Origin of the sequence: Limnohabitans sp., from assembly GCF_040400975.1 — a bacterium.
Classification (GTDB): Bacteria; Pseudomonadota; Gammaproteobacteria; order Burkholderiales; family Burkholderiaceae_C; genus Limnohabitans_A.
This window is the reverse complement of sequence record NZ_JBBAPF010000014.1, coordinates 12,310-38,557: the sequence shown is the minus strand read 5'-3', so window position 1 is coordinate 38,557 and position 26,248 is coordinate 12,310. Positions and strand designations below refer to the sequence as shown.

Annotated in this window: 26 protein-coding genes; 15 read left to right on the top strand and 11 right to left on the bottom strand. The window is 61.5% G+C overall.

Annotated features, from left to right (window positions below; genetic code table 11):
• Positions 1 to 50: 50 nt before the first annotated feature.
• The 3 genes from ABWQ00_RS09775 (at position 51) to ABWQ00_RS09765 (ending at position 3,935) form a co-directional block, all read left to right on the top strand.
• A complete protein-coding gene (locus tag ABWQ00_RS09775; protein ID WP_353238484.1) occupies positions 51 to 1,550 on the top strand; it encodes a M81 family metallopeptidase in 1,500 nt (499 codons plus the stop codon).
• A 54-nt stretch (positions 1,551 to 1,604) separates the two neighbouring features.
• Positions 1,605 to 3,017 (top strand): amidase, encoded by a 1,413-nt coding sequence (locus ABWQ00_RS09770; RefSeq protein ID WP_353238483.1) that lies wholly within the window; start codon positions 1,605 to 1,607, stop codon positions 3,015 to 3,017.
• Positions 3,018 to 3,140: 123 nt separating this feature from the next.
• Positions 3,141 to 3,935: a type III pantothenate kinase gene (locus ABWQ00_RS09765; RefSeq protein ID WP_353238482.1), complete on the top strand. Its 795-nt coding sequence runs from the start codon at positions 3,141 to 3,143 to the stop codon at positions 3,933 to 3,935.
• On the opposite strand, the gene ABWQ00_RS09760 is transcribed toward ABWQ00_RS09765, so the two are convergent.
• Complete coding sequence (locus tag ABWQ00_RS09760) at positions 3,911 to 4,579, bottom strand: TetR/AcrR family transcriptional regulator (protein ID WP_353238481.1); 669 nt, start codon at positions 4,577 to 4,579, stop codon at positions 3,911 to 3,913. The two genes, ABWQ00_RS09765 and ABWQ00_RS09760, sit on opposite strands and share 25 nt — an antisense overlap.
• A gap of 23 nt (positions 4,580 to 4,602) precedes the next feature.
• Entirely contained in the window at positions 4,603 to 5,058 is a 456-nt protein-coding gene (locus ABWQ00_RS09755) for a phasin family protein (protein WP_353238480.1), read from the bottom strand.
• 146 nt (positions 5,059 to 5,204) lie between these two features.
• Here ABWQ00_RS09755 and rfbB point away from each other — a divergent pair, with 146 nt between their 5' ends.
• The 4 genes from rfbB to slmA all read left to right on the top strand — a co-directional run bounded on the left by rfbB (position 5,205) and on the right by slmA (position 8,810).
• On the top strand, positions 5,205 to 6,275 hold the full coding sequence (gene rfbB, locus ABWQ00_RS09750; RefSeq protein WP_353238479.1) for a dTDP-glucose 4,6-dehydratase: 1,071 nt from the start codon (positions 5,205 to 5,207) through the stop codon (positions 6,273 to 6,275).
• On the top strand, positions 6,272 to 7,162 hold the full coding sequence (gene rfbD, locus ABWQ00_RS09745) for a dTDP-4-dehydrorhamnose reductase (protein ID WP_353238478.1): 891 nt from the start codon (positions 6,272 to 6,274) through the stop codon (positions 7,160 to 7,162). The genes rfbB and rfbD overlap by 4 nt, the downstream gene beginning before the upstream one ends.
• Before the next feature lie 81 nt (positions 7,163 to 7,243).
• On the top strand, positions 7,244 to 8,143 hold the full coding sequence (gene argB / locus ABWQ00_RS09740; protein WP_353238477.1) for an acetylglutamate kinase: 900 nt from the start codon (positions 7,244 to 7,246) through the stop codon (positions 8,141 to 8,143).
• 43 nt (positions 8,144 to 8,186) lie between these two features.
• Positions 8,187 to 8,810, top strand: coding sequence for a nucleoid occlusion factor SlmA (gene slmA / locus ABWQ00_RS09735; protein ID WP_353238476.1), 624 nt, complete (start codon positions 8,187 to 8,189; stop codon positions 8,808 to 8,810).
• 51 nt (positions 8,811 to 8,861) lie between these two features.
• On the opposite strand, the gene ABWQ00_RS09730 is transcribed toward slmA, so the two are convergent.
• From ABWQ00_RS09730 to ABWQ00_RS09690, 9 genes are all read right to left on the bottom strand, one after another.
• Complete coding sequence (locus ABWQ00_RS09730; protein ID WP_353238475.1) at positions 8,862 to 9,230, bottom strand: cupin domain-containing protein; 369 nt, start codon at positions 9,228 to 9,230, stop codon at positions 8,862 to 8,864.
• A 51-nt stretch (positions 9,231 to 9,281) separates the two neighbouring features.
• The gene (gene manD / locus ABWQ00_RS09725) at positions 9,282 to 10,493 is read right to left on the bottom strand and encodes a D-mannonate dehydratase ManD (RefSeq protein WP_353238474.1); all 1,212 of its coding nucleotides are present in this window, start codon (positions 10,491 to 10,493) and stop codon (positions 9,282 to 9,284) included.
• Positions 10,494 to 10,496: 3 nt separating this feature from the next.
• Positions 10,497 to 11,894, bottom strand: coding sequence for a mannitol dehydrogenase family protein (locus ABWQ00_RS09720; protein WP_353238473.1), 1,398 nt, complete (start codon positions 11,892 to 11,894; stop codon positions 10,497 to 10,499).
• Between the two features lie 49 nt (positions 11,895 to 11,943).
• On the bottom strand, positions 11,944 to 12,996 hold the full coding sequence (locus tag ABWQ00_RS09715; protein ID WP_353238472.1) for a malate/lactate/ureidoglycolate dehydrogenase: 1,053 nt from the start codon (positions 12,994 to 12,996) through the stop codon (positions 11,944 to 11,946).
• 50 nt (positions 12,997 to 13,046) lie between these two features.
• A complete protein-coding gene (locus ABWQ00_RS09710) occupies positions 13,047 to 14,573 on the bottom strand; it encodes a UxaA family hydrolase (protein WP_353238471.1) in 1,527 nt (508 codons plus the stop codon).
• A gap of 9 nt (positions 14,574 to 14,582) precedes the next feature.
• Positions 14,583 to 15,977: a TRAP transporter large permease gene (locus ABWQ00_RS09705; RefSeq protein WP_353238470.1), complete on the bottom strand. Its 1,395-nt coding sequence runs from the start codon at positions 15,975 to 15,977 to the stop codon at positions 14,583 to 14,585.
• Between the two features lie 31 nt (positions 15,978 to 16,008).
• Positions 16,009 to 16,584 carry a TRAP transporter small permease gene (locus tag ABWQ00_RS09700; RefSeq protein WP_353238469.1) on the bottom strand — a complete coding sequence of 192 codons (576 nt, stop codon included), beginning with the start codon at positions 16,582 to 16,584 and terminating at the stop codon, positions 16,009 to 16,011.
• A gap of 119 nt (positions 16,585 to 16,703) precedes the next feature.
• Positions 16,704 to 17,693: a sialic acid TRAP transporter substrate-binding protein SiaP gene (locus tag ABWQ00_RS09695; protein WP_353238468.1), complete on the bottom strand. Its 990-nt coding sequence runs from the start codon at positions 17,691 to 17,693 to the stop codon at positions 16,704 to 16,706.
• Between the two features lie 55 nt (positions 17,694 to 17,748).
• Positions 17,749 to 18,486: a FadR/GntR family transcriptional regulator gene (locus ABWQ00_RS09690; RefSeq protein ID WP_353238467.1), complete on the bottom strand. Its 738-nt coding sequence runs from the start codon at positions 18,484 to 18,486 to the stop codon at positions 17,749 to 17,751.
• Positions 18,487 to 18,693: 207 nt separating this feature from the next.
• On the opposite strand from ABWQ00_RS09690, the gene ABWQ00_RS09685 reads away from it, so the two are divergent.
• From ABWQ00_RS09685 to ABWQ00_RS09650, 8 genes are all read left to right on the top strand, one after another.
• The gene (locus ABWQ00_RS09685; protein ID WP_353238466.1) at positions 18,694 to 19,809 is read left to right on the top strand and encodes a mandelate racemase/muconate lactonizing enzyme family protein; all 1,116 of its coding nucleotides are present in this window, start codon (positions 18,694 to 18,696) and stop codon (positions 19,807 to 19,809) included.
• Positions 19,806 to 20,555 (top strand): SDR family oxidoreductase, encoded by a 750-nt coding sequence (locus ABWQ00_RS09680; RefSeq protein WP_353238465.1) that lies wholly within the window; start codon positions 19,806 to 19,808, stop codon positions 20,553 to 20,555. Before ABWQ00_RS09685 ends, ABWQ00_RS09680 begins: the two co-directional genes overlap by 4 nt.
• A gap of 16 nt (positions 20,556 to 20,571) precedes the next feature.
• On the top strand, positions 20,572 to 21,330 hold the full coding sequence (locus ABWQ00_RS09675; protein ID WP_353238464.1) for an SDR family NAD(P)-dependent oxidoreductase: 759 nt from the start codon (positions 20,572 to 20,574) through the stop codon (positions 21,328 to 21,330).
• A 24-nt stretch (positions 21,331 to 21,354) separates the two neighbouring features.
• Positions 21,355 to 22,218, top strand: coding sequence for a fumarylacetoacetate hydrolase family protein (locus tag ABWQ00_RS09670; protein WP_353238463.1), 864 nt, complete (start codon positions 21,355 to 21,357; stop codon positions 22,216 to 22,218).
• 123 nt (positions 22,219 to 22,341) lie between these two features.
• Complete coding sequence (locus ABWQ00_RS09665; RefSeq protein ID WP_353238462.1) at positions 22,342 to 23,088, top strand: TetR/AcrR family transcriptional regulator; 747 nt, start codon at positions 22,342 to 22,344, stop codon at positions 23,086 to 23,088.
• A 26-nt stretch (positions 23,089 to 23,114) separates the two neighbouring features.
• The gene (locus ABWQ00_RS09660) at positions 23,115 to 24,926 is read left to right on the top strand and encodes an acyl-CoA dehydrogenase C-terminal domain-containing protein (protein ID WP_353238461.1); all 1,812 of its coding nucleotides are present in this window, start codon (positions 23,115 to 23,117) and stop codon (positions 24,924 to 24,926) included.
• Positions 24,927 to 24,968: 42 nt separating this feature from the next.
• Positions 24,969 to 25,424 (top strand): DUF2147 domain-containing protein, encoded by a 456-nt coding sequence (locus ABWQ00_RS09655; RefSeq protein ID WP_353238460.1) that lies wholly within the window; start codon positions 24,969 to 24,971, stop codon positions 25,422 to 25,424.
• 36 nt (positions 25,425 to 25,460) lie between these two features.
• The gene (locus ABWQ00_RS09650; RefSeq protein WP_353238459.1) at positions 25,461 to 26,222 is read left to right on the top strand and encodes an enoyl-CoA hydratase; all 762 of its coding nucleotides are present in this window, start codon (positions 25,461 to 25,463) and stop codon (positions 26,220 to 26,222) included.
• The last annotated feature ends 26 nt before the right edge of the window (positions 26,223 to 26,248 follow it).

Genomic DNA, 26,248 nt, shown 5'->3' with positions numbered 1-26,248 from the left:
ATTTCACACCTCACTCGAAGCCCGAGCGCCCCGAGACGATTTCACACCGTATGACCCGTATCCTGATCGCTGGCTACCAGCACGAAACCAACACCTTTGCCCCCAGCCTGGCCGATTGGGCCGCTTTCCAGACCGGTGAGGCCTTTCCGGCCTATGTGCGCGGGCCGGCCATGGTAGAAAAAATGACCGGTGTGAATATCCCAGTGGGCGGGTTCATGGATGCGGCCCGGCGCGAAGACTGGCAGCTCGTGCCTTCGGCTTGGGCCGGGGCCACGCCATCCTCTTATGTCACGCGCGACGCTTTTGAGCGCATTTGCAGCGCCATCCTGGACGATGTGCGCGCCGCCATGGTGCAGGGCCTGGACGGTGTGTACCTGGACCTTCACGGTGCGGCTGTGGCCGAAAACGCCGACGACAGCGAGGGCGAACTCATCTCTCGCATCCGCGCTGTGGTGGGCCCCCGTGTGCCCATCGTCGCGAGCCTGGACTTGCACGCCAATGTGACCGAACGCATGCTGCGTGTGTCCGATGGTCTGGTGGCTTACCGCACCTACCCGCACATCGACATGGCCGAGACCGGCGAACGCGCGGCCCTCTTGTTGCGCGAGCATCTGCGTGAGGGGGCCAAGCGCCCGGTGCAGGCGCGTCGCCTGCCCTTTTTGATTCCGCTCAATGCGCAAAGCACCTGGATGGTCCCGGCCAAAAACCTTTACGAGGAAATGATCGCGTTGGAATCGGAGACCGGCTGCATGCTGAGTTTTTGCATGGGTTTTCCGGCGTCTGACTTTGACGAATGCGGCCCCGTGGTCTGGGGCCATGGCCCCCAAGCCGAAACAGCGGTGCAGCGCCTCTTCGAGCGCGTGGCCGAGCCCAGCCAATGGCGCCCGGATGTTTTGCCCGCCCGCGAAGCGGTGGCGCAAGCCCTGGCCACCGCCGAGGTGTCGGGCCCGCCCGTGGTCATGGCCGACACCCAGGACAACCCGGGCGCAGGTGGCGACAGCAACACCACCGGCATGCTGCACGCCTTGCTGCAGCAAGGCGCTGGCCAGCGCTGGCCAGGCCAGGTGGCTGTGGGCTTGCTTTATGACCCCGCTGCAGCCCGCATGGCGCACGAGGCCGGTGTGGGGGCAAGTCTGCAGTTGGCTTTGGGTAAGGCCGTGCCCACCTTCACCGGCGAGGCCAGTGACCCGCCATTGCAAGGCCGCTTCACGGTGCGCGCCCTGGGTGCGGATGACTGCGAGCTCAAAGGCCCGATGATGACCGGCATGAGGGCCCAGATCGGCCCCTGCGCCTGCCTGGAAATCGGCGGTGTGCTGATCGCCGTGGCCAGCGGCAAGATGCAAATGCTGGACCGTGAACTCTTTCGCGCCGTGGGCATTCAGCCCGAGCAGATGAAGCTCTTGGTGGTCAAAAGCTCCAACCATTTTCGCGCCGACTTCACACCGATTGCCAGCCGCGTGCTGGTGGCCAAAGCGGCGGGCCCGATGGCGGCCGACCCGGGCGATTTGCCTTGGAAAAAACTCAGCCCGAGCACCCGCACCAGACCCTGAAGCGCGGCCTTGATCGGCTGAGTGTGACCTTACCCACAACGATTGGAGACCCGCATGAGCAGCACCGACCTGACCCAATGCAGTGCGCATGAATTGCTGCAGCTTTACCGCAGCGGGCAGGCCAGCCCGGTGGAGGCCACGCAAGCGGTGCTCGCGCGCATCGACCATGTGAATCCGAAGATCAACGCCTTTTGCCTGGTAGACGCTCAAAGCGCCTTGGCCGGCGCCCGTGAAAGTGAAGCCCGCTGGCAAGCGCACCGCCACACCGGCGCTCCTGTGGGCGAGCTCGATGGCGTGCCCACCAGCATCAAGGACCTGATCCTCACCCGCGGCTGGCCCACCCTGCGCGGCAGTTGCACCATCGACCCCCAGCAGCCCTGGGAGGTGGATGCACCCGCCACCGCACGCCTGCGCGAATCGGGTGCGGTGCTGCTGGGCAAGACCACCACGCCAGAATTTGGCTGCAAGGGCGAGACCAATTCGCCAGCGACTGGCATCACGCGCAACCCCTGGAACCTGGCCCACACACCCGGCGGCTCCTCGGGCGGAACGGCTGCTGCGGTGGCCGCTGGTCTGGGGCCCTTGAGCGTGGGCACGGATGGTGCAGGCAGTGTGCGCATCCCAGCGGCCTTTTGCGGCAACGTGGGCCTCAAACCCAGTTTTGGGCGCGTGCCGGCGTACCCTCTGTCGCCTTTTGGCTCGGTCGCGCACTTGGGCCCACACACCCTGAGCGTGCGCGACGCGGCCATCATGATGAACGTGCTCAAAAAACCCGATGCCCGTGATTGGACATCGCTGCCGCCCGACGCGACCGACTACACCGTGGGGCTTGAAGACGGTATCCGTGGCCTGCGCATCGCGTATTCGCCCACCTTGGGTTACGCCAAAAACGTGCACCCCGAAATCGCATCGGCGGTCGATCAGGCGGTGCAAAAGCTGCAGGCGCTGGGCGCCCATGTGGAGCAGGTGGACCCGGGCTTTGACGACCCGCTCGACATCACCACTGGTCTGTGGTTTCTGGGGGCCCACACGGTCTGGTCTGGCCTCACGGCCGAGCAGCAGGCCCTGGTCGACCCGGACTTCCGAGCCGAAGCCCAATTGGGCGCGCAACTGAATGCGCAGCAGATCCAGCAGCTCCACCAGCGCCGGGGCGTGTTGGGCTCGCACATGCGCCAGTTCATGCAGCGCTACGACCTGTTGGTCACGCCTGCGGTGTCCATTCCGGCATTTGAGGCGCGTCCAGCGGGCTCGGTGCCGATGGATCCGGCCAGCATGCTCGGCTGGACACCCTTCAGCTACCCCTTCAACCTGACCCAGCAACCCGCCATCACCGTGCCCTGCGGCTTGACCCAAGCAGGCTTGCCCATGGGCCTGCAGATCGTGGGCCCGATGTTTGGCGATGCCCTGGTGCTGCGTGCCGCGCGGGCTTATGAGTCGGTGCAGCCGGTCCTGCGTCCTGACCTCTGAGGTTGTCTGACGCTGGTTGGATGTATTCCCCGAAATGAATCTGGTGAAAGGCCTAACCCACAGGCCAGCCCGAGTGAGCTTCAGCCCGCAAAGTCATCCCTCAAAAATCATTATCATCAGCGGATGACATTTTTAGCCATCGATGTGGGCAACACGCGCCTGAAATGGGCGCTGTATGACCAACCCAGCCCACAGGGGCAGTTGCTGGCGCAAGGTGCAGAGTTTCTGGAGAACATCGACCGATTGTCTGAAGGCGCTTGGGCTGCATTGCCTAAACCGGATCACATGCTGGGCTGCGTGGTGGCGGGTGACGCCATCAAGCGACGCGTGCAAGAGCAAATGGAGATTTGGGATTTCACCCCCCATTGGGTGGTGCCCAGTGCACAAGAGGCAGGTTTGATCAATGGCTACGACCACCCCTCCCGTTTGGGGGCTGACCGTTGGGTGGCCATGCTCGGTGCCAGGCAACGCATGTTGGCACAAGGCTTGGTGCGTCCTTTGGTGGTGGTCATGGTGGGCACGGCCGTGACCGTTGAGGCCATCGACGCCGAAGGGCGGTTTCTGGGGGGGCTGATCTTGCCGGGCCACGGCATCATGTTGCGTGCTTTGGAGTCGGGTACGGCCGGCTTGCACGTCCCTACAGGCGAAGTCACACCTTTTCCCACCAACACCAGCGACGCCCTGACCAGCGGCGGCACCTATGCCATCGCGGGCGCTTGCGAACGCATGGTCCAGCACCTGCGTGAGTACACCGGGCAAGAGCCCCTGTGCATCATGACCGGTGGTGCAGGCTGGAAAATGGCGCCCAGCATGTCGGTGCAGTTTGAATTGGTGGATAACCTGATTTTTGACGGCCTGCTGGCACTGGCCGCGCAGCGCTTTCAACCCAAAAATCAGCCTGCAGTGGGTGTGTTGTAGGCCGCAGTCAAGGCCTGCAAATGGCTTTGCAAATCGGTATCTGCCATGTGGGGTGTCAGCAGCGCCAACACATGCTGCGCCCCGCGGGTCAGGGCCAAGCCCGCACTGGCCGGCTCCATCGCTTGGCGAGGATTGCGCACGTACTCGTAACTCAGCCAATAGGTCACCATGACCGACATGCTGGCCGACAAGGTTTCGATGTTGTCAGGGTTCATGCGCATCAGGCCGGCAGCAGCCAGTGACTCGAGCATTTGTCTAAACGCTCGCGTCTTGCGCTCCAAGACGGCATGAAAATGCGTTTCCAGATGCCGGTTGCCCGACAGCAGGTTGTTCAGGTCGCGGTATAAAAAACGGTGGCGCCAGACCTGCTCGAACAGCGAGTGCAAAAAGAACCAGGTGTCTTCCACATCCTTCACATCAGGGGCAGCGTCCAGTAAACCCAGCATGGCGGTTTCGTACTGGTCAAACAAGTGGTTGACCAAGGCATCTTTGGAGGCAAAGTGGTAGTACAAATTGCCGGGACTGATGCCCAACTCTGCCGAGATCAAGGTGGTCGACACATTGGGCTCGCCAAACCGGTTGAACAGTTCCAGCGTCACTTCGGCAATGCGCTCTGCAGTTCGGCGGGGGGCTTTTTTAGCCATGTCTGGGCTGTGCAGTGATGGGCTCAGGCCGAGCGACTGCGGGGCTTTTTGGGGGCGGCAGCTGGCTTTTTGCCTTGCAAAGCCGCCAACTGAGCTTCAAGTTGGGCCACCCGTTCGTTCAACATTTGAATGTCCAAAAGCGATGGCATGCCCAAACGGTGCAAGGCTTTGGCCACGCGGTCCTCAAACAGGTGCTCCAGTTTGTCCACACGACCGGTCGCTTGTTGACCAAAATCAGTGGCCATGTGGCTCAGGCGCTCGGTGGCTTCTTGCAGACGTTGCTGTGCCTCGGCCTGGCTTTTTCGTTGAAAGGCCAGCCCGTCGTTCAGCAGGGCTTCAATGGCTTTGCTGCCTTGTTCTTGGGCTTTGGCCATCGCCCCCAGACCCGCCAGCCACACTTGTTGTGCAGGGGGAGTGAAGGGGCCGCTGGCCGGTGTGGGCTTGGCTGTTTTGCGCTTGGAGGGGTCTGAGGTGGCCATGGTCATTTCCTGAACAAGCCACCACTTTAACCGCTGCTTGGGGCACTGCGGCAGCCAGCCCAAGGTGTCAGCGGTTCAGCGCGCAATGCTTCTAAAATCGAGCGCAGTTGGTGCGGCATCTCGTTGCACCCCCATCCCATGATTTCATGACCCTCTTGGTAACCGGCGGCGCGGGTTTTATCGGCGCCAACTTCGTACTCGACTGGCTGGCCGCCAGCAACGAGCCCATCATCAACCTCGACAAGCTCACCTACGCGGGCAACCCCGAGACCTTGGCCAGCCTGCAAGGCGATGCACGCCACCAGCTGGTGCAAGGCGATATCGGCGACAGCGCCCTGGTCAGCCGCCTATTGGCCGAACACCGGCCGCGTGCGGTGGTCAATTTCGCGGCCGAAAGCCATGTGGACCGCTCCATCCACGGCCCGGGCGAGTTCATCCAGACCAACATCGTGGGCACCTTCAACCTGCTTGAAGCGGTGCGGGCTTATTGGAGTGGGTTGCCCGAGGGGGAGAAATCAGCCTTCCGGTTTTTGCATGTGTCCACCGACGAGGTGTATGGCTCACTGGCCAAGGGCGACCCGGCCTTCAGTGAAACCCACCGCTACGAGCCCAACAGCCCTTATTCAGCCAGCAAGGCGGCCAGTGACCACCTGGTGCGCGCTTGGCACCACACTTACGGTCTGCCGGTGCTGACCACCAATTGCAGCAACAACTACGGGCCCTACCACTTCCCTGAAAAACTCATCCCGCTCATGATCGTCAATGCTCTGGCGGGCAAGCCGCTGCCGGTGTACGGCGACGGCATGCAAGTGCGCGATTGGTTGTACGTCAAAGACCACTGCAGCGCGATCCGCCGTGTGCTGGAAGCCGGACGCTTGGGCGAGGTCTACAACGTGGGTGGCTGGAACGAGAAGCCCAACATCGAGATCGTCAAAACGGTGTGCGCGCTGCTCGACGAGTTGCGCCCCCGCACTGATGGCAAGCCGTATGCCGAGCAAATCAGCTACGTGACCGACCGCCCGGGTCACGACCGCCGCTATGCGATTGATGCGCGCAAACTTGAAGCGGAACTCGGCTGGAAGCCCGCCGAGACCTTTGAGACCGGCATCCGCAAAACCGTCGAGTGGTACCTGGCCAACCCCGATTGGGTCAGCCACGTGCAAAGCGGCGCTTACCGCGATTGGCTGAACCAAAACTACGCTGAGCGCCAAGCATGAAGATCTTGCTCTTGGGCAAAAACGGCCAAGTGGGTTGGGAGCTGCAGCGCAGCCTGGCCCCTTTGGGAGAGGTGCTGGCGCTGGACCGGCACAGCACCGACTTGTGTGGCGACTTGAGCCAGCCTGAGCGCTTGGCGCAAACGGTGCGCGACTGGCGCCCCGATGTGATCGTCAATGCCGCCGCCCACACCGCCGTGGACAAAGCCGAGTCCGAGCCCGACTTGGCCCGCTGCTTGAACGCCACCGCCCCTGGTGCGCTGGCGCAGGCCGCTGCCGACATCGGTGCCTGGCTGGTGCATTATTCGACCGACTATTTGTTCAACGGCCAGGGCGAGCAAGCTTGGCAAGAGAGCGATGCCACCGGCCCGCTCAGCGTGTACGGCCAAACCAAACTCGAAGGCGAACAGCACATCGCTGCCAGCGGCTGCAAGCACCTGATTTTTCGCACCAGCTGGGTGTACGCGGCGCGAGGTGGTAACTTTGCCAAAACCATGCTGCGCCTGGCCGCCGAGCGCGAACGCCTCACCGTCATTGACGACCAGTTTGGCGCACCCACGGGTGCAGATTTGATCGCCGACATCACCGCCCATGCCATCCGTTCGGTCTTGCACCAGCCAGCCTTGGGGGGGCTTTACCACCTGGCTGCCGCAGGCCAGACCAGCTGGCACGGCTATGCCAGCCATGTGATCACGCAGGCACGTCAGACCCGGCCAGAGCTGCCCCTGAAAGTCACAGACATCGCACCCGTGCCCACAACGTCTTTTCCGACGCCCGCGCAGCGCCCGCTCAACTCTCGCCTGGACACCCGCAAGCTGCAGCAAGCCTTTGGCCTGGCGCTGCCCGCCTGGCAACTGGGTGTGAACCGCATGCTGGCTGAAACCCTCTGAAGGGCCATTGGATTGCGGCACAATCGTTGGTACTCACTCTCTTGGCTTGCAGCTTAACCCCGTACTGTTGAAGTTTTCACCATGACCGACACCCACCCCGCCATCACCGTTGCGCCGCACGACCAGGCCCAGATCCTGGCGCAGGCCATGCCCTACATCCGCAAGTTCCACGGCAAGACGCTGGTGATCAAATACGGCGGCAACGCCATGACCGACCCGGCCCTGCAGCAGGCCTTTGCCGAAGATGTGGTGTTGCTCAAGCTGGTGGGCATGAACCCGGTGGTGGTGCATGGCGGCGGCCCACAAATTGAAACCGCCTTGAACCGTCTGGGCAAGAAGGGCGAGTTCATTCAGGGCATGCGCGTGACCGATGCCGAGACCATGGAAGTCGTGGAGTGGGTGCTGGGCGGTGAAGTGCAGCAAGACATCGTGGGCATGATCAACCGCGCAGGCGGCAAAGCCGTGGGCCTGACGGGGCGTGACGGCGGCCTGATTCGTGCGAAAAAACTGCGCCTGGTGGATGCCCAAGACCCCAGCAAAGAATACGACGTGGGCCAGGTCGGTGAGATCGAAAGCATCGATCCGTCCATCCTGCAATGTCTGCAAGACGATGCCTTCATCCCGGTGGTCAGCCCGATTGGTTTTGGTGCCAACAACGAAAGCTACAACATCAACGCCGACGTGGTGGCCGCCAAACTGGCCACCGTGCTGCAAGCCGAAAAATTGCTCATGCTCACCAACATCCGTGGCGTGCTTGATAAAGAAGGCCAGCTGATGACCGAGCTGACCCCTCACCGCATCGACGAACTGTGTGCCGACGGCACCATCAGCGGCGGCATGATCCCCAAGATCGCAGGGGCCCTGGATGCGGCCAAGAGCGGCGTGAATGCGGTGCACATCATCGACGGCCGCGTGCCACATGCCATGCTGCTCGAAGTGCTTTCTGAGCAGGCCTTTGGCACCATGATCCGCAGCCGATAAAACCGCAGCTCCCCCACGCTCAGCACCACCCTCAAGAGACGATATGCCCAAGCAAACCGAAGCGCCTGAACACGACAGCGGCGAAGACGCCACCCCCGCCCGCAAGCGCCCACGCCCGGGTGAGCGCCGTTTGCAGATTTTGCAAACCTTGGCCGCCATGCTGGAGCAGCCGGGTGCCGAGCGCGTCACCACCGCAGGCCTGGCCGCCAAAATTGGTGTGAGTGAAGCGGCTTTGTACCGCCACTTTGCCAGCAAGGCCCAAATGTTCGAAGGCTTGATTGACTTTGTGGACCAGTCCGTCATGGGCCTGATCCGCCAAGTGACCGACCGTGAACCCGCTGGCCCGCAACAAGCCGGTCGCATCGTCGCGCTGCTCTTGCAATTTGCCGAAAAAAACCCCGGCATGAGCCGCGTCATGAACGGCGAAGCCCTGGCTTTTGAACATGACCGTTTGCAAGAGCGCATCAACTTGCTGTTTGACAAGATCGAAGCGCAGCTGCGCCAATCCCTCAAAATCGCCGACACACCCACCCCCAGCGCCGATGCCCAAGTGACGGCCTCGGTGCTGGTGGCTTTCATGCAAGGGCGCTTGCAGCGCTTTGCCCGCTCGGGCTTCAAGCGCTTGCCTTCAGAGCATTTGCAGGCGGCGTTGGCTCGGGTGCTTTAAACGCGACTCAGATGAGAAGAACACTTCGAGAGTTCAGCGGAACGAGTCAAGTCAGTGATTGCCGTTGACATAGAGGGTTGACCAAGGTCCCTGTGCAACGCCGAAGACCAGCGTCTCCGTGTCGCAGCCATCGAAATGAACTTCATGGGCTGGGACATGCAAAATTGACCCCGCTGCATAAGGCACGGCCTTTTCGGGCTTGAAATCAGCACCCAGTCCCAGCATCAACACACCGCGAAGCACCATCAGGCGTGCTGGACCTGTGTGCCAGTGCGGTCTGTCCCATGCCCCAGGGGGCAGTTTCAACAGGTAGCTGAAACCCCCTGCCGGATCCTGCTTGTCGCCTTCGAGCAAGGTGTAGCAGGTGCCGTCTGGGCTGATTTCCTGCCATTCGACTTTTTCAATATCAAAGGATTGCATGGGGCAATTTTCAAGCTGTTAATCGGGGAGATGTTCCACGCAGGTGCCACCTCACCAGTTCCAAAGCGTCCCATCGTGCTGCAGCCGGTTCACCGGCAGATAAGCCCTTTGGTACGGGTACTTCGCCGCCAGTTTTTCGTCGATGTCCACCCCGTGGCCGGGGGACTCGCCGCAGTGCATCATGCCGCGCTCAAAACGAAAGTCGTGCGGGAAGACTGAGAGCATTTCTTCGCTGTGGGGCATGAACTCTTGCACGCCAAAGTTGGGCACCCAAGTGTCAAAGTGCAGCGCTGCGCCCATGCACACGGGGGAGAGGTCGGTTGCGCCATGGCAGCCGGTGCGCACCTGGTACAGGCTCGCCAAGTCAGCGATGCGCCGCAGGTGCGTGATGCCACCCGCGTGGACCACGGTGGTGCGGATGTAGTCGATCAGCTGTTTTTCGATCAGGGTCTTGCAGTCCCAGATGGTGTTGAACACCTCGCCCACCGCAATCGGCGTGGTGGTGTGGTGGCGTATCCACTGAAACGCATCCTGGTTCTCGGCCGGGGTCGGGTCTTCCATCCAGAACAGGCGCATCGGCTCCAGCGCTTTGCCCAGTTGTCCGGCCTCAATGGGCGTTAAGCGGTGGTGCACGTCGTGCAGCAAATGGATGTCGGGGCCCACGGCTTCGCGCACGGCTTCAAACAGGCCGGGCGTGTGGCGCAAATATTTTTCGGTGCTCCAGTCGTGTTCGCTCGGTAAGTTGCCGTCGGCGGGTTCATACATTCGGTTGCTGCCGCTCACGCCATAAACCTTGTTCAGGCCCGGCACGCCGCTTTGGGCCCGGATCGCCAAGTAGCCTTCTTCCTTGTGACGCAAGACTTCGTCCACCGTCTCGGCGGTGTCGCGTCCGTTGGCGTGGCCGTAGACCATCACGCCGGTGCGGCTGCGTCCGCCCAGCAGCTGGTAAAGCGGCATGTTCGCCATCTTGGCCTTGATGTCCCACAGCGCGGTGTCCACGGCGGCAATCGCGCTCATGCTCACCGGGCCGCGCCGCCAGTAGGCCCCTTTGTAGAGGTATTGCCAGATGTCTTCGATCTGCTGCGGATCGCGTCCGATCAGGCAGGGGATGACGTGGTCTTCGAGGGTGCTGACCACGGCCAGCTCTCGGCCGTTGAGCGTGGCGTCGCCCACGCCGTACACGCCTTGGTCGGTCTCGATCTTGAGGGTGACGAAGTTGCGGCCAGGGCAACAAACGATGACGCGGGCGGCGGTGATTTTCATGGCTCAGGCCTCGGTCAGTTGTTGGACGGCGTGGTCCACGCCGTGCTGCAGGATGTGTTGGTGCCAATGCGTCACACGGGCGATCCAGGCTGAGTTTTGCGGCAGGACACTGCCCCAAAGGTCTTCGCGGGCCAGCAGTGCGCGCACGCAGGCTTCAGGCTCGGTGCGCTGGGCTGCGCCCAGGACCATCAGGCTTTCGGCTTGCGGGTCGTTCAGGGCATAGGTCTGGCCTTGCTCGTCCACCCCCAAGGTGTAGCGCACGAGCACGGCAGCGGCCAGCGCGTGGTGTTCAAACGAAGCGTCTTGGGCGATCTGACCCAGCACCGAGGGGGGCCAACGCTGTGGAATTTTTTGTGAACTGTCGGTGGCGATCTGGTGCACGCTGTGCTTCAAGTACGGGTTGCCAAAGCGCGCTATCAGTGCGTCGCGGTAGTCGGCCCAGTCGCTGCGGGCAAGGTGGGGCGCGACTTCGCGGCTCATCAAGCGGTGAACAAAACGGCGGATGGCTGGTTCACCGATGCAACTCGCAATGAAGGGCCTGCCGGTGACGGCGCCCATGAGTGCCATGGCCGAATGGCTGCCGTTGAGCATGCGCAGCTTGGCTTCTTCGTAGCTGTGCACATCGGGCGTGACACGCACCCCCGCGCTTTGCAGCAAGTCGGCATCCAGCGGATCGGCAAAGCGGTCTTCGATCACCCATTCCCAAAAGCCTTCGGTGCTGAGCGACGCGTCGTCGCGCAGACCCAGCGCCTGGCTGGCGGCGGCCAGCACTTCGGTTGTGGCGGCGGGCACGATGCGGTCGACCATGCTGCATGGAAAAGCGCAGTGCGTGTCAATCCAGCGCAGCAGCTCTGAGCTCTCAGTGGTGGTGGCGGCTTTGACCAAGGCCAACAGCTTGTGCCCGTTGCCTTGCAGGTTGTCGCACGAGGCCACGGTGATGCCCGATAAACCGCCTTGCTGGCGCTGACGCAGACCGTCCAGCAGCAGTTGGGCCAAGGCAGGCGTGTAGCCTTTTTCTGTGACGGTGAGCGTGACCCAACGGGTGCTGGGTGCGGCAATGGCTTGCACCACCGCATCGCGCTCGGTGGTGGCCACATTCATGCGCCACAGAGCTCCGGGCACTTGCCACTTCACACCCATCCCATCGGCCACGCGCACGGCGTACAAGCCGTCTTGCGCACGCAGCGTGTGCACCAAGTCGGGCCGCGTCATGCCAATGCCGTGGATGCCCCAGCGCGTGTCGCCATTGGCCAGCAGTTGGTCAAACACCATGGCCTGGTGTGCCCGGTGAAAGGCGCCCAGTCCCAGGTGCACCACACCGGGGGCATGGCGTCGGCGGTCATAAATCGGGGTGTGGATGTCAGTGGGCAGCGATGCCAGAGTGAGCGCGCAAAGATGCATGGGTCTCAGAGGAATGGAACCTACGGGGAAGGTCTTGGTCAGGCAAGGCTCAACGCGCTGCCAGCTTTTTTTCAGAGGCTTCGATCTCGGCCCAGGTGGCGTCGTCGATCCAGATGCCGTTTTGTTCGCGGTCGGCACGTGCAGTGCGCTCGGGCTCGCCCGCCAGCTTCACGCCATCGCTGCCGGGTGCATCGGGGCTTTGCCGCAGCCAGTCGGCAAAGGTCAGGGCCTCTTGCTCAAACATGGCTTGTGTGCCCAGGCGCACCGGGTCGATCAGCATCGTCAGCATGCCGTTCAACACCGCCCTTTGGTGGTCGGCTTCGCGGTGCCAAGTGCCACTGCCTGTGAGCGCACCACCCAGCAGTTCGCAGGCCATGGCCATGCCAAAGCCTTTGTGGTCACCAAAAGTCATGAGTGCGCCAAACAGGCCGTTGGACTGCGGCACCACCACCACACCGGGGTTGGTGGTGGGATGGCCATGTTCGTCGATCAAGTAACCGGGTGGCACTTGCTCGCCCTTGTTGTGGGCCACACGCATCTTGCCTTGCGCCACGCGGCTGGTGGCAAAGTCCAGCACAAAGGGTGCGCGGCTGCCCATGGGCACGCCAATGCAGCAGGGGTTGGTGCCAAAGCGACCGTCTCCTCCGCCAAAGGGCGCGACCACGGGGCGCGAGAGCACATTCACAAAGTGCACCGACACCAGGCCTTGCGCCACCGCCATTTCAGCAAAGTGACCGATACGGCCCAGGTGGTGCGATCGGCTCAGGGCCACGGTGCACACGCCATGCTGCTTTGCGCGTTCAATGCCCATCTGCATGGCTTGCACACCCGTGATCTGGCCGTAGCCGCGTTGACCATCCAGGTTGAGCAGCGGTCCTGTGTCGAGCAAGACCTTCACACCCGTGTTGGGACTCAGGCCGCCTTCGAGCACCGCGTCCACATAACGCGGCACCATGCCCACGCCATGCGAGTCGTGCCCGCTCAGGTTGGCCATCACCAGGTTGTCGGCCACCTGCGCAGCCTCGGCAGGCAGGCTGCCCGCTTGTTCAATGATGCGGGTGACCTTGGTGCGCAGGTCGTGGGCAGAAATGGTGTGGCTCATATTCTCTTTAATTGGTTGGGGACAGCGCTAAAGATCTGTCCCGAAAGTCATTACATGACCGCGCCGACTTGCCATGGCACAAACTCGTTTTGGCCGTAGCCGTGGCGCTCGCTCTTGGTGGGTTCGCCCGATGCGGCAGCCAAAATCATTTCGAAAATGCGCTGGCCCATCTCGGCAATGCTCACCCCGCCGTCCACGATCTCGCCGCAGTTCAGGTCCATGTCTTCTTCCTGCTTTTTCCACAAGGCCGTGTTGGTCGAAAACTTGAGGCTGGGCGAGGGCGCGCAGCCATAAGCGCTGCCGCGCCCGGTGGTAAAGCAAATCAAGTTGGCCCCGCCCGCCACCTGGCCCGTGGCGCTCACCGGGTCGTAGCCGGGGGTGTCCATGTAGACAAAACCTTTGGCCGTGACCGGCTCGGCGTATTCGTACACCGCCTGCAGATTGCTGGTGCCGCCTTTGGCCACAGCCCCCAATGATTTCTCCAGAATGGTGGTCAGGCCACCGGCCTTGTTGCCGGGCGAGGGGTTGTTGTTCATCTCGCCGCCGTTGATGGCGGTGTAGTTTTCCCACCAGCGGATGCGCTCGATCAGTTTGTGTGCCACCTCGGGCTTGACGGCGCGGCGCGTGAGCAAATGCTCGGCCCCATAAATCTCGGGCGTCTCACTCAGGATGGCGGTGCCGCCATGCTGCACCAGCAAGTCCACCGCCGCACCCAGTGCCGGGTTGGCGCTGATGCCCGAATAACCGTCCGAGCCGCCGCATTGCAGGCCCACGGTGATGTGTTCTGCACTGCAAGGCTCGCGCTTGATGGCGTTGGCGCGGGGCAGCATCTCTTCAATCAAGGCAATGCCTTTTTCGACCGTCAAGCGTGTGCCGCCGGTGTCTTGGATGTTGAACACCTTGAGCGTGTCGCCCTCGCGCAGGCTGCTGTGCGCCAGCCAAGTGTTGAGCTGGTTGGCCTCGCAGCCCAAACCCACCACCACCACGCCCCAAAAATTGGCGTGCGTGGCATAACCGGCCAGCGTGCGCTCAAGCAACTGGATGCCCAAGCCCTCGGTGTCCATGCCGCAGCCGGTGCCGTGGGTGAGTGCCACCACGCCGTCCACATTCGGAAAATTGGCCAGTGCTGCGGGGTTGTTGCGCTTGGAAAAATGGTCGGCAATGGCGCGTGCGGCGGTGGCCGAACAGTTGACGCTTGACAACACACCGATGTAGTTGCGTGTGGCCACACGGCCGTCGCTGCGCTTGTAGCCCATGAAGCTCGCTTGCTGGCGCACCGGATCGGGCTTGACGTCTTGCCCGATCGCGTAGTCGCGCTCAAAGTTGCCTTTTTCTGCGCCCATGTTCAGGTTGTGCGTGTGCACATGCTCGCCGGGCGCGATGGGCTGGTGCGCAAAACCAATGATCTGGTTGTAGCGGCGCACCGGTTCGCCCACCGCGATGGCGCGGGTGGCGATTTTGTGGCCCGGCGGGATCAGGCCGCGCACGGCCACGCCGTCCACGGTGCTGCCGCTCATCAGTTGGGCGCGCGCAATGACGACATCGTCGGCGGGGTGCAGTCGAATGAATGAACTCATGGCAAGGTCTCAATAAAATTGTTTGGGCAACCACAGCACCAAGTTAGGAAAGTAGGTGATGACGGCCAGGCTGCCCAACAAGGGGAACAGCCAGGGCAAGATGGCCATGGTGGTGCGCTCCACACTGAGCTTGGCCACCCGCGCCAGCACGAACAGCACCATGCCCATGGGCGGGTGCAGCAAACCGATCATCAGGTTCAGCACCATGACCAGACCGAAGTGCACCAGGTCAATGCCCAGTTGTTGGCAAATCGGCACCAGGATCGGCACAAGAATGGTGATGGCGGCAGTCGGCTCCAGGAAGCAGCCGACAAACAGCATCAAGGCGTTGGCCAGCAGCAAAAACACCCAAGGCTCTTGGGTGAAGCCCAGCACCCAGCTGGAGATGGCCGTGGTCACCCCTGTGGCGGTGAGCATCCAGCCGAAGATGCTGGCAGCGGCCACGATGAACAGCACGGTGGCGGTGGTCTCGACCGTGTCCAGGCAGACTTTGACAAACATTTTCAGATTCAGGGTGCGGTACCAAAAGAAGCCCAAAATCAAGGCCCACACACAGGCGGCGATCGCGCCTTCGGTCGGCGTGAACACGCCGGTGGTCATACCGCCGATCAGGATGATGGGGGTCATGATGGGTAAGACGGCTTGGAACTTGAACAGTTTGTCGGCCACAAACAAGATGGCCAAAGCGACAAACACCGTCATCTGGGGCGGTGTGCCAAAGGTTTTGACGGTCCACCAAATGGCCAGAGGCCAGCCGATCACCACGGCGGTTTCGGTCAAGGCCTTGATGACCCGGGGCCACTCGAATTGGATATCAGCGCCCCAACCATTTTTGTGCGCAAAGTAAGCCACCGTCAGCATCATCAACAGGGCCATCAAAATGCCTGGCAAGATGCCCGCCAAAAACAGTGCACCCACCGAGACATTGGCCATCATGCCGTAGATCACAAACGGCAAACTGGGCGGAATGATGGGACCCAGCGTGGCCGATGCGGCCGTGACGCCCACCGCGAATTCGGTGCTGTAGCCATGGTCTTTCATGGCCTTGACTTCGATGGTGCCCAGGCCTGCAGCATCGGCAATGGCCGTGCCGCTCATGCCCGCAAACACCACAGAGCCGACCACGTTGACGTGGCCCAAACCGCCCTTGAGCCAGCCCACCAAGGCCAGCGCGTAGTTGTAGATGCGGTTGGTGATGCCGGCGTTGTTCATCAAGTTGCCCGCCAGAATGAAGAAAGGCACGGCCAGCAGCGGAAAGCTGTCGATGCCTGAGACCATGCGGTGGATCACCACAAATGGGGGCGAGCTTTGGGCGAAAAACAGGTAAATGAGCGAGGCTCCCGCCATGGCAATGGCCACCGGAATGCCGCCACTCATCAGCAGCAAGAAAATGATTTTCAACATGGCAGGGGCTTTCTGTCGTTCAGTGGGGCGTTCAGCGGTCCGTCATTTCGGATTCGGGGCGTTCCAGCACGGTGTAGCCGCGCTGCAGGTGGATGCGCATGACCCAGATGGACCGCAGGCACATCGCCGCAAATCCGGCCATCACCACGCCATACAGCAAGTTCATGGGCAAGTCGATGATCGTCATCTTGTAGCTGCCCAACTTCTGCATCATCTGGCCCGTCAAAAAGGTGGCTGCGCCAAAAAATCCGATGCGCATCACATCCACCAACAAGGCCACCGCGTAGGACAGCCGAGCGGGCATGAAGCGGAAGAAAAAATCAACCTGGATGTGGTTGTTCTTGGCCACACCAATGGCCGCGCCCGTGAACACCGTGGCGATCAACAAATATCGGGCGATCTCTTCGGTCCAGGAGGCCGAATCATTGAGCACATAGCGGGTGAAGAATTGGTAAAAAACCGTCAGGCCCAAGGCCCAAAAAAACAGCAAGGCCACCCAAGCCTCGATGGGCGTTCCGGACAAGTCCACCGCCTCATCGGTGGCGTGGAACTGGCCGTCGTCGCCCATGACTTTGGGCAGGGCATCCATGTCTGGCAGCTTGCTCATGGCTAATCTTTCGCAATTGAAATGTAGATGCCCGGACCCGCAGGTCCGGTCATGCAGACGCACGCTGGGCCAGTGCCCAGCGTGGTGGGGTGGACTGTGCTTGGGGCACAGCCCCAAGATCACCTGGCCGCTTGGATCTTGTCGAAGTCAGATTGCGTGAAACCCATGCCTGTCAGAGGCTTGTTTTTCAGCACCGCATCCTGGAAGGATTTGCGGTCGACTTGCACCATCTGCAAACCTTTCTTGCGGAACTCTTCCACCAGTTCGGCTTCGCTGGCCTTGACCTTGGCCGATGCGCGCACCGCAGCTTCTTGGGTCACATCGGTGAAGATCTTCTTTTCGGCATCGCTCAAGCGATTCCAGAGGTGGGGGGCAATCTGCGTGGTCAAGCCGTCCACGATGTGGCCGGTGAGCATGATGGCTTTTTGCACTTCAAAAAACTTCTTGGCCTCGATCGTGGTCAAGGGGTTCTCTTGCGCTTCCACAGTGCCGTTTTGCAGGGCCAAATACACCTCGGCAAAAGCGATGGGCGTGGGGTTGGCGCCGCAGGCCTCAGGTGTGGCGCGGTAGGCGGGCACATCGGGCACGCGGATCTTGAGGCCCTTCATGCCAGCGCAGTTGGTGAAGGCTCTTTGGGCCGTGGTGTGGCGGGCACCGTAGTAGGTGTAGGCCGTGACCTGAATGCCCGTGCGGGCGCGGAATTCACCAATCATTTCCTGGAACACGGGGCTCTTGGAGTAAGCGATCAGGTGGTCGCCATCGCGGAAGATGAAAGGGTAGTAGGCGATGCCAAAACGGGGGTAGGTGCGCGCCGCAAATGAGGGGCCGCTGATGATCATGTCCACCGTGCCCAGCGTCAGGCCCTGGTTGATGTCGGTCTCTTTGCCCAATGTGGAGGCAGGGAAGACCTGGATGTCGAACTTGCCGTTGCTGCGTTTCTTGATTTCTTCTGCAGCCCACACCGACTCGGTGTGGAAGGGCTCAGACGTCTCATAGACGTGGGCCCACTTGAGTTTTTGCTGGGCCATGACGCCGGTGCTGGCCAGCAGCGTGCCCATGGCCACCGCACCGACAGCGGCCAGGGTTTTCAGGGTGAATCGTTTGCTCATCTTTGTCTCCTTATTGAGTTTGGAAATTTGCTGACGCGGGAACAGAAAAACCACCCTAACGGGTGGGTGCGCGGCGCCAGCTCGCGCTGTATCTTTTGTGGGCTTGTTTCAGGTGTTTTTGCATGGCCTTGCGCGCGGCGCTGCTGTCGTGCGCCTCGATGGCGCGCATCACTGTTTGGTGTTCCTCGATGGCGGCTTGCCACGACTCGGGGCGTTCAAAGTAGTCGCCCAGACGCTCAAACAAGGGGCCATGGCGTGCTTGCCAATAGCGCTGCACTGTGTCGAGCAAAACACTGTTGCCGCAAGCCAGGGCGATGGCCTGGTGGAAGGCTTCGTCGCCCTCGCGCGGCACTTCATCACGCGCAGCTTCGCGCTGCATTTGCTTCAGGCCCGTTTGGATCGCTTTGATGTGGGATTTTTGGGCATGGGCGGCGGCCAGCGCAGCCACTTCGGCCTCCACCAAAATCCGCGCGCTCATCACCTCCAGGGGGCCCCAATTGGCCGGGGTGTCGGCATCGAGGTCGGCACCCAGCGCCATGTTTTTGCGTGCAGAGCTGTGGACGGCTTGCTGCACATAAATGCCCGAGCCGGTGCGCACTTCGATCATGCCCTCCACCTCGAGCGCAATCAGTGCTTCGCGCACCGAAGGACGGCTCACCCCCAACTGCAGGGCCAGATCGCGTTCCGCGGGCAAACGCGAGCCAGGCGCGAATTCACCGGACACCATCAGTTGCCGAAGTTGCTCGGCAATCTGGCGGTACAGGCGATGCGGTGCGACGGTTTGCAGGGGCATTAGGGCATCAGGGATAACGTGAATTGGACAATTGGTCAGACCAATTGTAGAATCATCACATGACCCATCAGCCCTGCCACTCCGCACAAACCCGCATGCTGTGTGTCGCAAAAATGACGGCCTGCATCGGCTGATGACCGCATGCTTCACATCCTTTTGTCCATGCCCTGCTTGCAGGGTTTCGCGGGTTCCGCGCTTTAACCCTTTATGCCCCACGTCACCATTGACCGCGTGAGCTTGCGGCAAGTCAACTTGCCGCCCAAGGTCTTGCGCACCGACGCCATTCAGTCGTTCGTGACGCAAGAAACGATTTTGCTCACGCTGCACTGCAGTGATGGCATCGACGCCACCGGCTATGCCTACACCATTGGCACAGGCGGATCATCGGTCCTCGCCTTGCTCAAAGACCACTTGGCACCGCGCCTCATTGGGCGAAACCCTGTCTTGGTCGAAGCCATCTGGAAGGATTTGTTTTTTCACACCCACGCCACCGCTGTGGGGGCCATGACCAGTTTGGCACTCGCCTGCGTGGACACGGCCCTGTGGGACTGGCGGGCGCAAAGCCAGGGCCTGCCGTTGTGGCAGTTGTTGGGCGGGGCGCAAGCGCGTGTGCCGCTCTACACCACCGAAGGCGGCTGGCTGCACCTGTCGCCCGAAGCGCTGGTGGACCAGACGCTGGAGGCGCAAGCCCAAGGTTTCAAAGGGGCCAAAATCAAGATCGGCCGCCCCCATGTGAGCGAAGACGTGGCGCGCCTGAGTGCCGTGCGCGAGGCGGTGGGGCCGGGCTTTGAGTTGATGACCGATGCCAACCAGGGCTTCAACCGTGCCGAGGTGGTGCGCCGTGCGCGCGCTTTTGATGGGTTGGGTCTGGCCTGGATCGAAGAGCCCATGCCCGCCGAAGACGTGTCGGGCCACCGCCAGTTGCGCGAGCACACCACCATCCCTGTGGCGGTGGGTGAGTCGATGTACCACCCGATGCAGTTTCGCGAATACCTGGAGCAGGGCGCGTGCTCGATCGTGCAGCCCGATGTGGCGCGCATTGGCGGCATCACACCCTGGATCAAAACCGCACACCTGGCCGAAACTTTTGACGTGGCGGTGTGCCCGCACTTCTTGATGGAGTTGCATGTGAGCCTGTGCGCGGCCGTGCCCAACGCCACCTGGGTGGAGTACATCCCGCAGCTCGACGACATCACCACTTCGCGCATGAAGGTGGCAGACGGGTTTGCCCTGCCACCCGAAACAACCGGTTTGGGCATTGCCTGGGACTGGCATGCCATCACCGCAAGACAAATCACCCAACTGGAGATCAAAGCACCATGAGACTCAAAGGAAAAATTGCGCTTGTCACCGCAGCCGGACAGGGCATTGGCCAAGCGGCGGCGCTGGCCATGGCGGCCGAAGGCGCCACGGTCTATGCGACCGATGTGGATGCCGAATTGCTCAAGAGCTACCAAGGCGTGGCGAATGTGCACACCGCCGTCCTGAACGTGCTTGACAAGCAAGCAATTGCAGCCCAAGTGGCCAGCCTGCCGCGCATCGACATCATCTTCAACTGCGCAGGCTTTGTGCACAACGGCAACATCGAACTGGCCACCGACGAAGACTGGGAATTTGCCTTCAACCTGAACGCGCGCTCGCAGTTCTGGATGATCCAGGCGGCCATTCCCAAAATGCTGGCGCAATTCGAAAAAGATGGTCATGGCGGCAGCATCATCAACATGGCCAGCGTGTGCTCCAGCGTGCGCGGCCTGCCCAACCGTTTCATCTACGGTGCGAGCAAAGCGGCCGTGATTGGCCTGACCAAAAGCGTGGCGGCCGATTACGTGCGCAAGGGCATTCGCTGCAATTGCATTTGCCCCGGCACCGTGGACACGCCTTCGCTGCAAGACCGCATCAACAGCTATGCCGACCCGGTGCAGGCGCGGCAGGACTTCATCAACCGCCAACCCATGGGGCGTTTGGCACAGGCGCACGAGATTGCGCCCATCGTCACCTTCCTCGCATCGGACGAATCCATTTTCGCCACAGGCAATGCCTATATGGTGGACGGTGGCATGACCATTTAATGACTGAAAGACACACATGAACTTGTTGGACATGAAAGGCCGCCATGCGGTCATCACCGGTGCGGCCACCGGTTTGGGCTTTGCGATTGCGCAGCGTATGCTCGCCTCCGGTGCACGGGTCACCATTTGGGATCGTGATGTGGCGGGCATGACCCAGGCGGCCGAGCAACTGCGCAAGGGTCAAATGGGTGCGGTGGTCAACACCGTGCAGGTCGATGTGGCCAGCCACGATTCGGTGGTGCAAGCCACTGCGCAGACGACGGCCCTTGCGGGAGTGGATGTGCTCGTCAACAGCGCGGGCATCACCGGCCCCAACGTCAAGGTGTGGGATTACCCGGTCGATGCCTGGAAGCAGGTGTTCGATGTGAACGTGCACGGTCTGTTTTATTGCTGCCGCGAACTCAGTGCCCACATGAAGTCGCGCAACTACGGGCGCATCGTCAACATCGCCTCGGTCGCGGGCAAAGACGGCAACCCCAATGCCAGCGCTTACAGCGCGAGCAAAGCTGCCGTGATCGGCCTGACCAAATCGTTGGGCAAAGAACTGGCCGACACGGGCGTGCGCGTCAACTGTGTCACCCCGGCGGCTGTGAAGACGGCGATTTTTGATCAAATGACGCCCGAGCACATCCAGTTCATGCTCTCCAAAATTCCGATGGCCCGGTTTGGTGAGCCCGAAGAAGTCGCCGCCATGGTGACTTGGCTGAGCACCGAAGAATGTTCCTTCTCCACTGGCGCGGTCTTTGACCTGTCGGGTGGCCGTTCCACTTATTGATTTTTTAAACACTGAAAGGCAACTATGAAACTCGTTCGCTATGGCCAAGTTGGCAAAGAAAAACCCGGTCTGATCGACGCCGATGGCCGCTTGCGCGACCTGAGCGGTGTGGTCAAGGACATCTCGCCCGACCAGCTGAACGACAAAGCTTTGGCCAAGCTGGCCAAGGTCAAGACCGACAAGCTGCCCCTGGTGCGTGGCAAAAAACGCTTCGGTACGCCCATCTCCTACACCAGCAAGTTCATCGCCATCGGCCTGAACTACGCCGACCACGCAGCCGAGTCGAACATGCCCATCCCGGCCGAGCCGATCGTGTTCACCAAAACCATCTCCTGCATTCAGGGTGCTGATGACGACGTGATGCTGCCCAAAGGCTCCAAGAAAACCGACTGGGAAGTCGAGCTGGGCATCGTCATTGGCACACGCACCCGCTATGTCACGCAAAAAGACGCCTTGAACCATGTGGCCGGTTACTGCGTGGTCAACGACGTGAGCGAGCGTGAATACCAGCTTGAGCGCGGCGCCACCTGGGACAAGGGCAAGGGCTGCGACACTTTCGGCCCCGTGGGTCCTTGGCTGGTCACGCGCGACGAAGTGCCCAACCCGCAAGCCCTGAGCATGTGGTTGGATGTGAACGGCGTGCGCTATCAAACCGGCAACACCAAGACCATGATCTTTGGCGTGGCCAAGCTGGTGAGCTACGTGAGCCAGTTCATGACGCTCGAACCCGGCGACATCATCACCACCGGTACCCCGCCCGGCGTGGGCATGGGCGTCAAGAAGGACGGCAAGCCTGCGCCCGTGTTCTTGAAGCGCGGCGATGTGATGCGTTTGGGCATCGAAGGCTTGGGTGAGCAAACCCAAAAGGTCGTGGCTTTTAAGGCCTGAAGCTAAGCCATTGAATCAGCCCCGACGTCATGGGTCCTACCGATTTACCCTTGTTGGCCAGGGTCCTTGTGGATTCGCTCGGTTTTTGGTGCAGAATAGAACGATCGTTCTTTTTTGCCAGCCATGACCGACCGCCAACCACCCTCCAACGTCGAAAGCCTGCCGCCTCCTGAGCCGGGTCGGCGCGTGCTCATCAAAGGTCAGCAAACCAAGGCCATCATCATCGATGCGGCCTTGGGCTTGGCCTCCCAAATCGGCCTGGAAGGCCTGTCCATTGGTGCCGTGGCTGAAGTCTCTGGCATGAGCAAGTCGGGTGTGTTCGCGCACTTTGGCTCGCGTGAAGAGCTGCAGATTTCGGTCATCCGCGAATACCACGACCGCTTTGAATCCAGCGTCTTTTATGCGGCCATGCAAAAGAGCCGTGGCTTGCCCCGCCTGCACGCCATGTTTGACAACTGGATGGTGCAAACTTCGGCCGAGATCGACTCCGGCTGCATTTACATCAGCGGCGCCGTTGAGTTTGATGACCGCAGCGGCCCAGTGCGCGATGCCTTGGCGTCTTCTGTGGCCACCTGGCAAACGGCTTTGCGCCGTGCCGTCGAGCTGGCACAGGCCGAAGGCCAGCTCAGCCAAGAGGCGGATGCCCACCAAATCGCATTCGAAATCCACGGCCTGATCTTGGCGCTGCACTACGAAGCCCGCTTTTTGCGCAACCCCAGCGCCACCGAACGGGCGCGCCGGGGCTTTTTGCACATCCTGGCCCGTTACGGCGGCCCCGCATTGCCACCTTCGGCCGCACCCGCTGCGGGCGCCAAGGCAGCCAAATTGGTGGCCGTGCCCAAGACCCGCCGCAAGCCTGCCGAACACTGATTTTTCACCCATTCAAGGAACCCACGATGCCCGTCTACACCCCCCCACTTCGCGACATGCAGTTTGTTTTGCACGAGTTGCTCAATGTGAGTGCCGAACTCAAGGCCCTGCCCAAGCATGCCGACACCGATGCCGACACCATCAATGCGGTGCTCGAGGAAGGTGGCAAATTTGCGGCCGAGGTGGTGTTCCCCATCAACATCTCGGGCGACACGCAAGGCTGCCAGCTCAACCGCGACACGCACGAGGTCAAAGCGCCCGACGGCTTCAAAGAAGCCTATGCGCAGTACGTGGCCGGTGGCTGGCCTGCGCTCAGCTGCGACCCCGAGTTCGGCGGTCAGGGCTTGCCCTTTGTGGTCAACCAGTGCTTTTACGAAATGCTCAACTCGTCCAACCAGGCCTGGACCATGTACCCGGGCTTGAGCCATGGTGCGTACGAGTGCCTGCACGCCCACGGCACGCCCGAGCAAAAAGCCCTGTATTTGCCCAAGCTGACCAGTGGCGAGTGGACCGGCACCATGTGCCTGACCGAGCCGCATTGCGGCACCGATCTGGGCATGCTGCGCACCAAGGCCGAGCCTCAAATCGACGGCACCTACAAGCTCAGTGGTCAAAAGATTTTCATCAGCGCAGGCGAGCACGATCTGGCCTCCAACATCGTGCACTTGGTCTTGGCCCGTCTGCCCGATGCGCCTCCCGGCAGCAAAGGCATCAGCCTCTTCATCGTGCCCAAGTTCAACGTGGCGGCCGACGGCAGCATGGGCGCGCGCAACGGCATCTATTGCGGCGGCTTGGAGCACAAAATGGGCATCCACGGCAACGCCACTTGCCAGATGGTTTTGGACGAAGCGGTGGGTACCTTGGTGGGCCAACCCAACAAAGGTTTGGCCGCGATGTTTGTGATGATGAATGCCGCCCGCCTGGGCGTGGGCAACCAATCCTTGGGCCTGACCGAAGTGGCCTACCAAAATGCATTGGCCTACGCCAAAGACCGCGTGCAAATGCGCTCGCTCACGGGCGTCAAGGCGCCCGGCAAACCGGCCGATCCGATCATCGTGCACCCCGATGTGCGTCGCATGCTCATGACCGCCAAGGCCTACGCCGAAGGCGGCCGCGCCTTGGCTTGCTATTGCGCCTTGTTGCTCGACAAAGAACTCAACCACCCCGACGAAGCCGTGCGGGCCGAAGCCGCCGAGGTTGTGGCTCTTCTCACGCCCATCGTCAAGGCCTTCACCACCGACAACGCTTGGGAGGCGACATCCGCCTGCCAGCAAGTCTTTGGTGGCCACGGTTACATCAAAGAGTGGGGCATGGAGCAGTACGTGCGCGATGCCCGCATCAACATGATCTATGAAGGCACCAACACCATCCAGTCGCTCGACTTGCTGGGCCGCAAAGTGCTGGGCAACCAAGGCGCGACGCTCAAGAAGTTCGGCAAATTGGTCGAGCAATTGGTCAAGGCCGAAATGGCCAACGAGGCCATGGGCGAGTTCATCAAGCCGCTGGCCGACTTGGGCCAAAAGCTCACGCAGTTGACGGGCGAAGTCGGCATGAAAGCCATGAGCAATGCCGACGAAGTGGGCGCTGCCGCTGTCGACTATCTGCGTGTGGTGGGTCACCTGGTGCTGGGTTACTTCTGGGCCCGTTCGGCACAAATTGCCTTGGCCAAATTGGCCGAGGCCGAAGAAGAAGCCCAGCGCCCCGATCCGTTCTATCAGGCCAAACTGCAAACGGCGCGTTTTTACTTCACCCGCCTGATGCCCGAAACCTCCAGCCTGATGCGCCGCATCCGCGCGGGCAGCGAGGTGCTGATGGACACCGACGCGGCCTTGGCATAACACGCCAGGGACATCTCACCCCTGAAACCCGGAGGACACCCCATGATCAAAACCGCTTTGACCCTCAGCATCGGTTTGGGCATTGGCCTGCTGAGTCTGGCCGCCCACGCCCAAATGAGCCCGGTGGGCCTGTGGCGCAGCATCGACGACGCCACCCAACAGCCCAAAGCCGAAATCCGGATCACCCAAAAAGCCAGTGGCGGCTTGTCGGGCGTGGTTGAGCGTTCTTTGGCCACCACCCCCAGCCCCGAACCCAACTGCAACCTGTGCACCGACGACCGCAAGGGCCGGCCCAAGATCGGCATGGAAATCATCCGGGGCGGTCAACAAAGTGACGGCAAAGCGGTGTGGGAGGGTGGGAAAATCCTCGATCCCGAGAACGGCAAAAACTACAGCCTGCGTTTGACCCCGATCGACGGCGGCAAAAAACTCGAAGTCCGTGGCTTCATCGGTGCGCCCCTGCTGGGTCGCACCCAAACCTGGATTCGGGTTCAGTGAGCCTTCTTACCCCTACGACACACCACAAGGACCTCCATGTCTGACATCCTGACCCACATCGACGCAGGGGTGATGACCATCACCTTCAACCGCCTGGACAAGAAAAATTCCATCACCTCGTCCATGTACGCGGCCATGGCCGATGCGGTGGCGCAGGCGGCGGCCGACCCCGCCGTTCGGGTCGTGGTGTTTCAGGGGCACGAAAGCATCTTCAGTGCGGGCAACGACATTGGCGACTTTTTGAACCAGCCGCCCACCACAAAAGAGTCGCCCGTGTTCCGTTTCTTGCGCGGCATCGCCACCTTCGAAAAGCCGCTGCTCGCCGCCGTGGCCGGGCCTGCGGTGGGCATCGGCACCACCCTGCTGTTCCATTGCGACCTGGTCTATGCCGGTGACAACGCCGCTTTTTCCATGCCGTTCGTCAACCTCGGCCTGTGCCCTGAGGCGGCATCCAGCCTGCTGGCCCCGCGCATGTTTGGTTACCACCGTGCGGCTGAGGCCCTGCTCATGGGCGAGCCCTTTTTTGCCGAAGCTGCGCAAGAAGTTGGCCTGGTCAACCGCGTCGTGCCGCCCACCGAAGTCAATGGTTATGCGCAGGCCCAAGCTCGAAAATTGGCCGCCAAACCTTTGACTTCACTGATCGCCACCAAGCGCCTCATGAAGGGCGACACCCAAGCCGTGCTGCAAAAGATGGACGAAGAAGGCCAAGACTTTGGCCGCATGTTGCGCGAGCCCGCCGCCAAAGAAGCCTTTGGCGCCTTCATGGAAAAACGCAAGCCCGACTTCAGCAAGGTCTGACCGTCAGGGAAGGGGCTAGTTGGCAG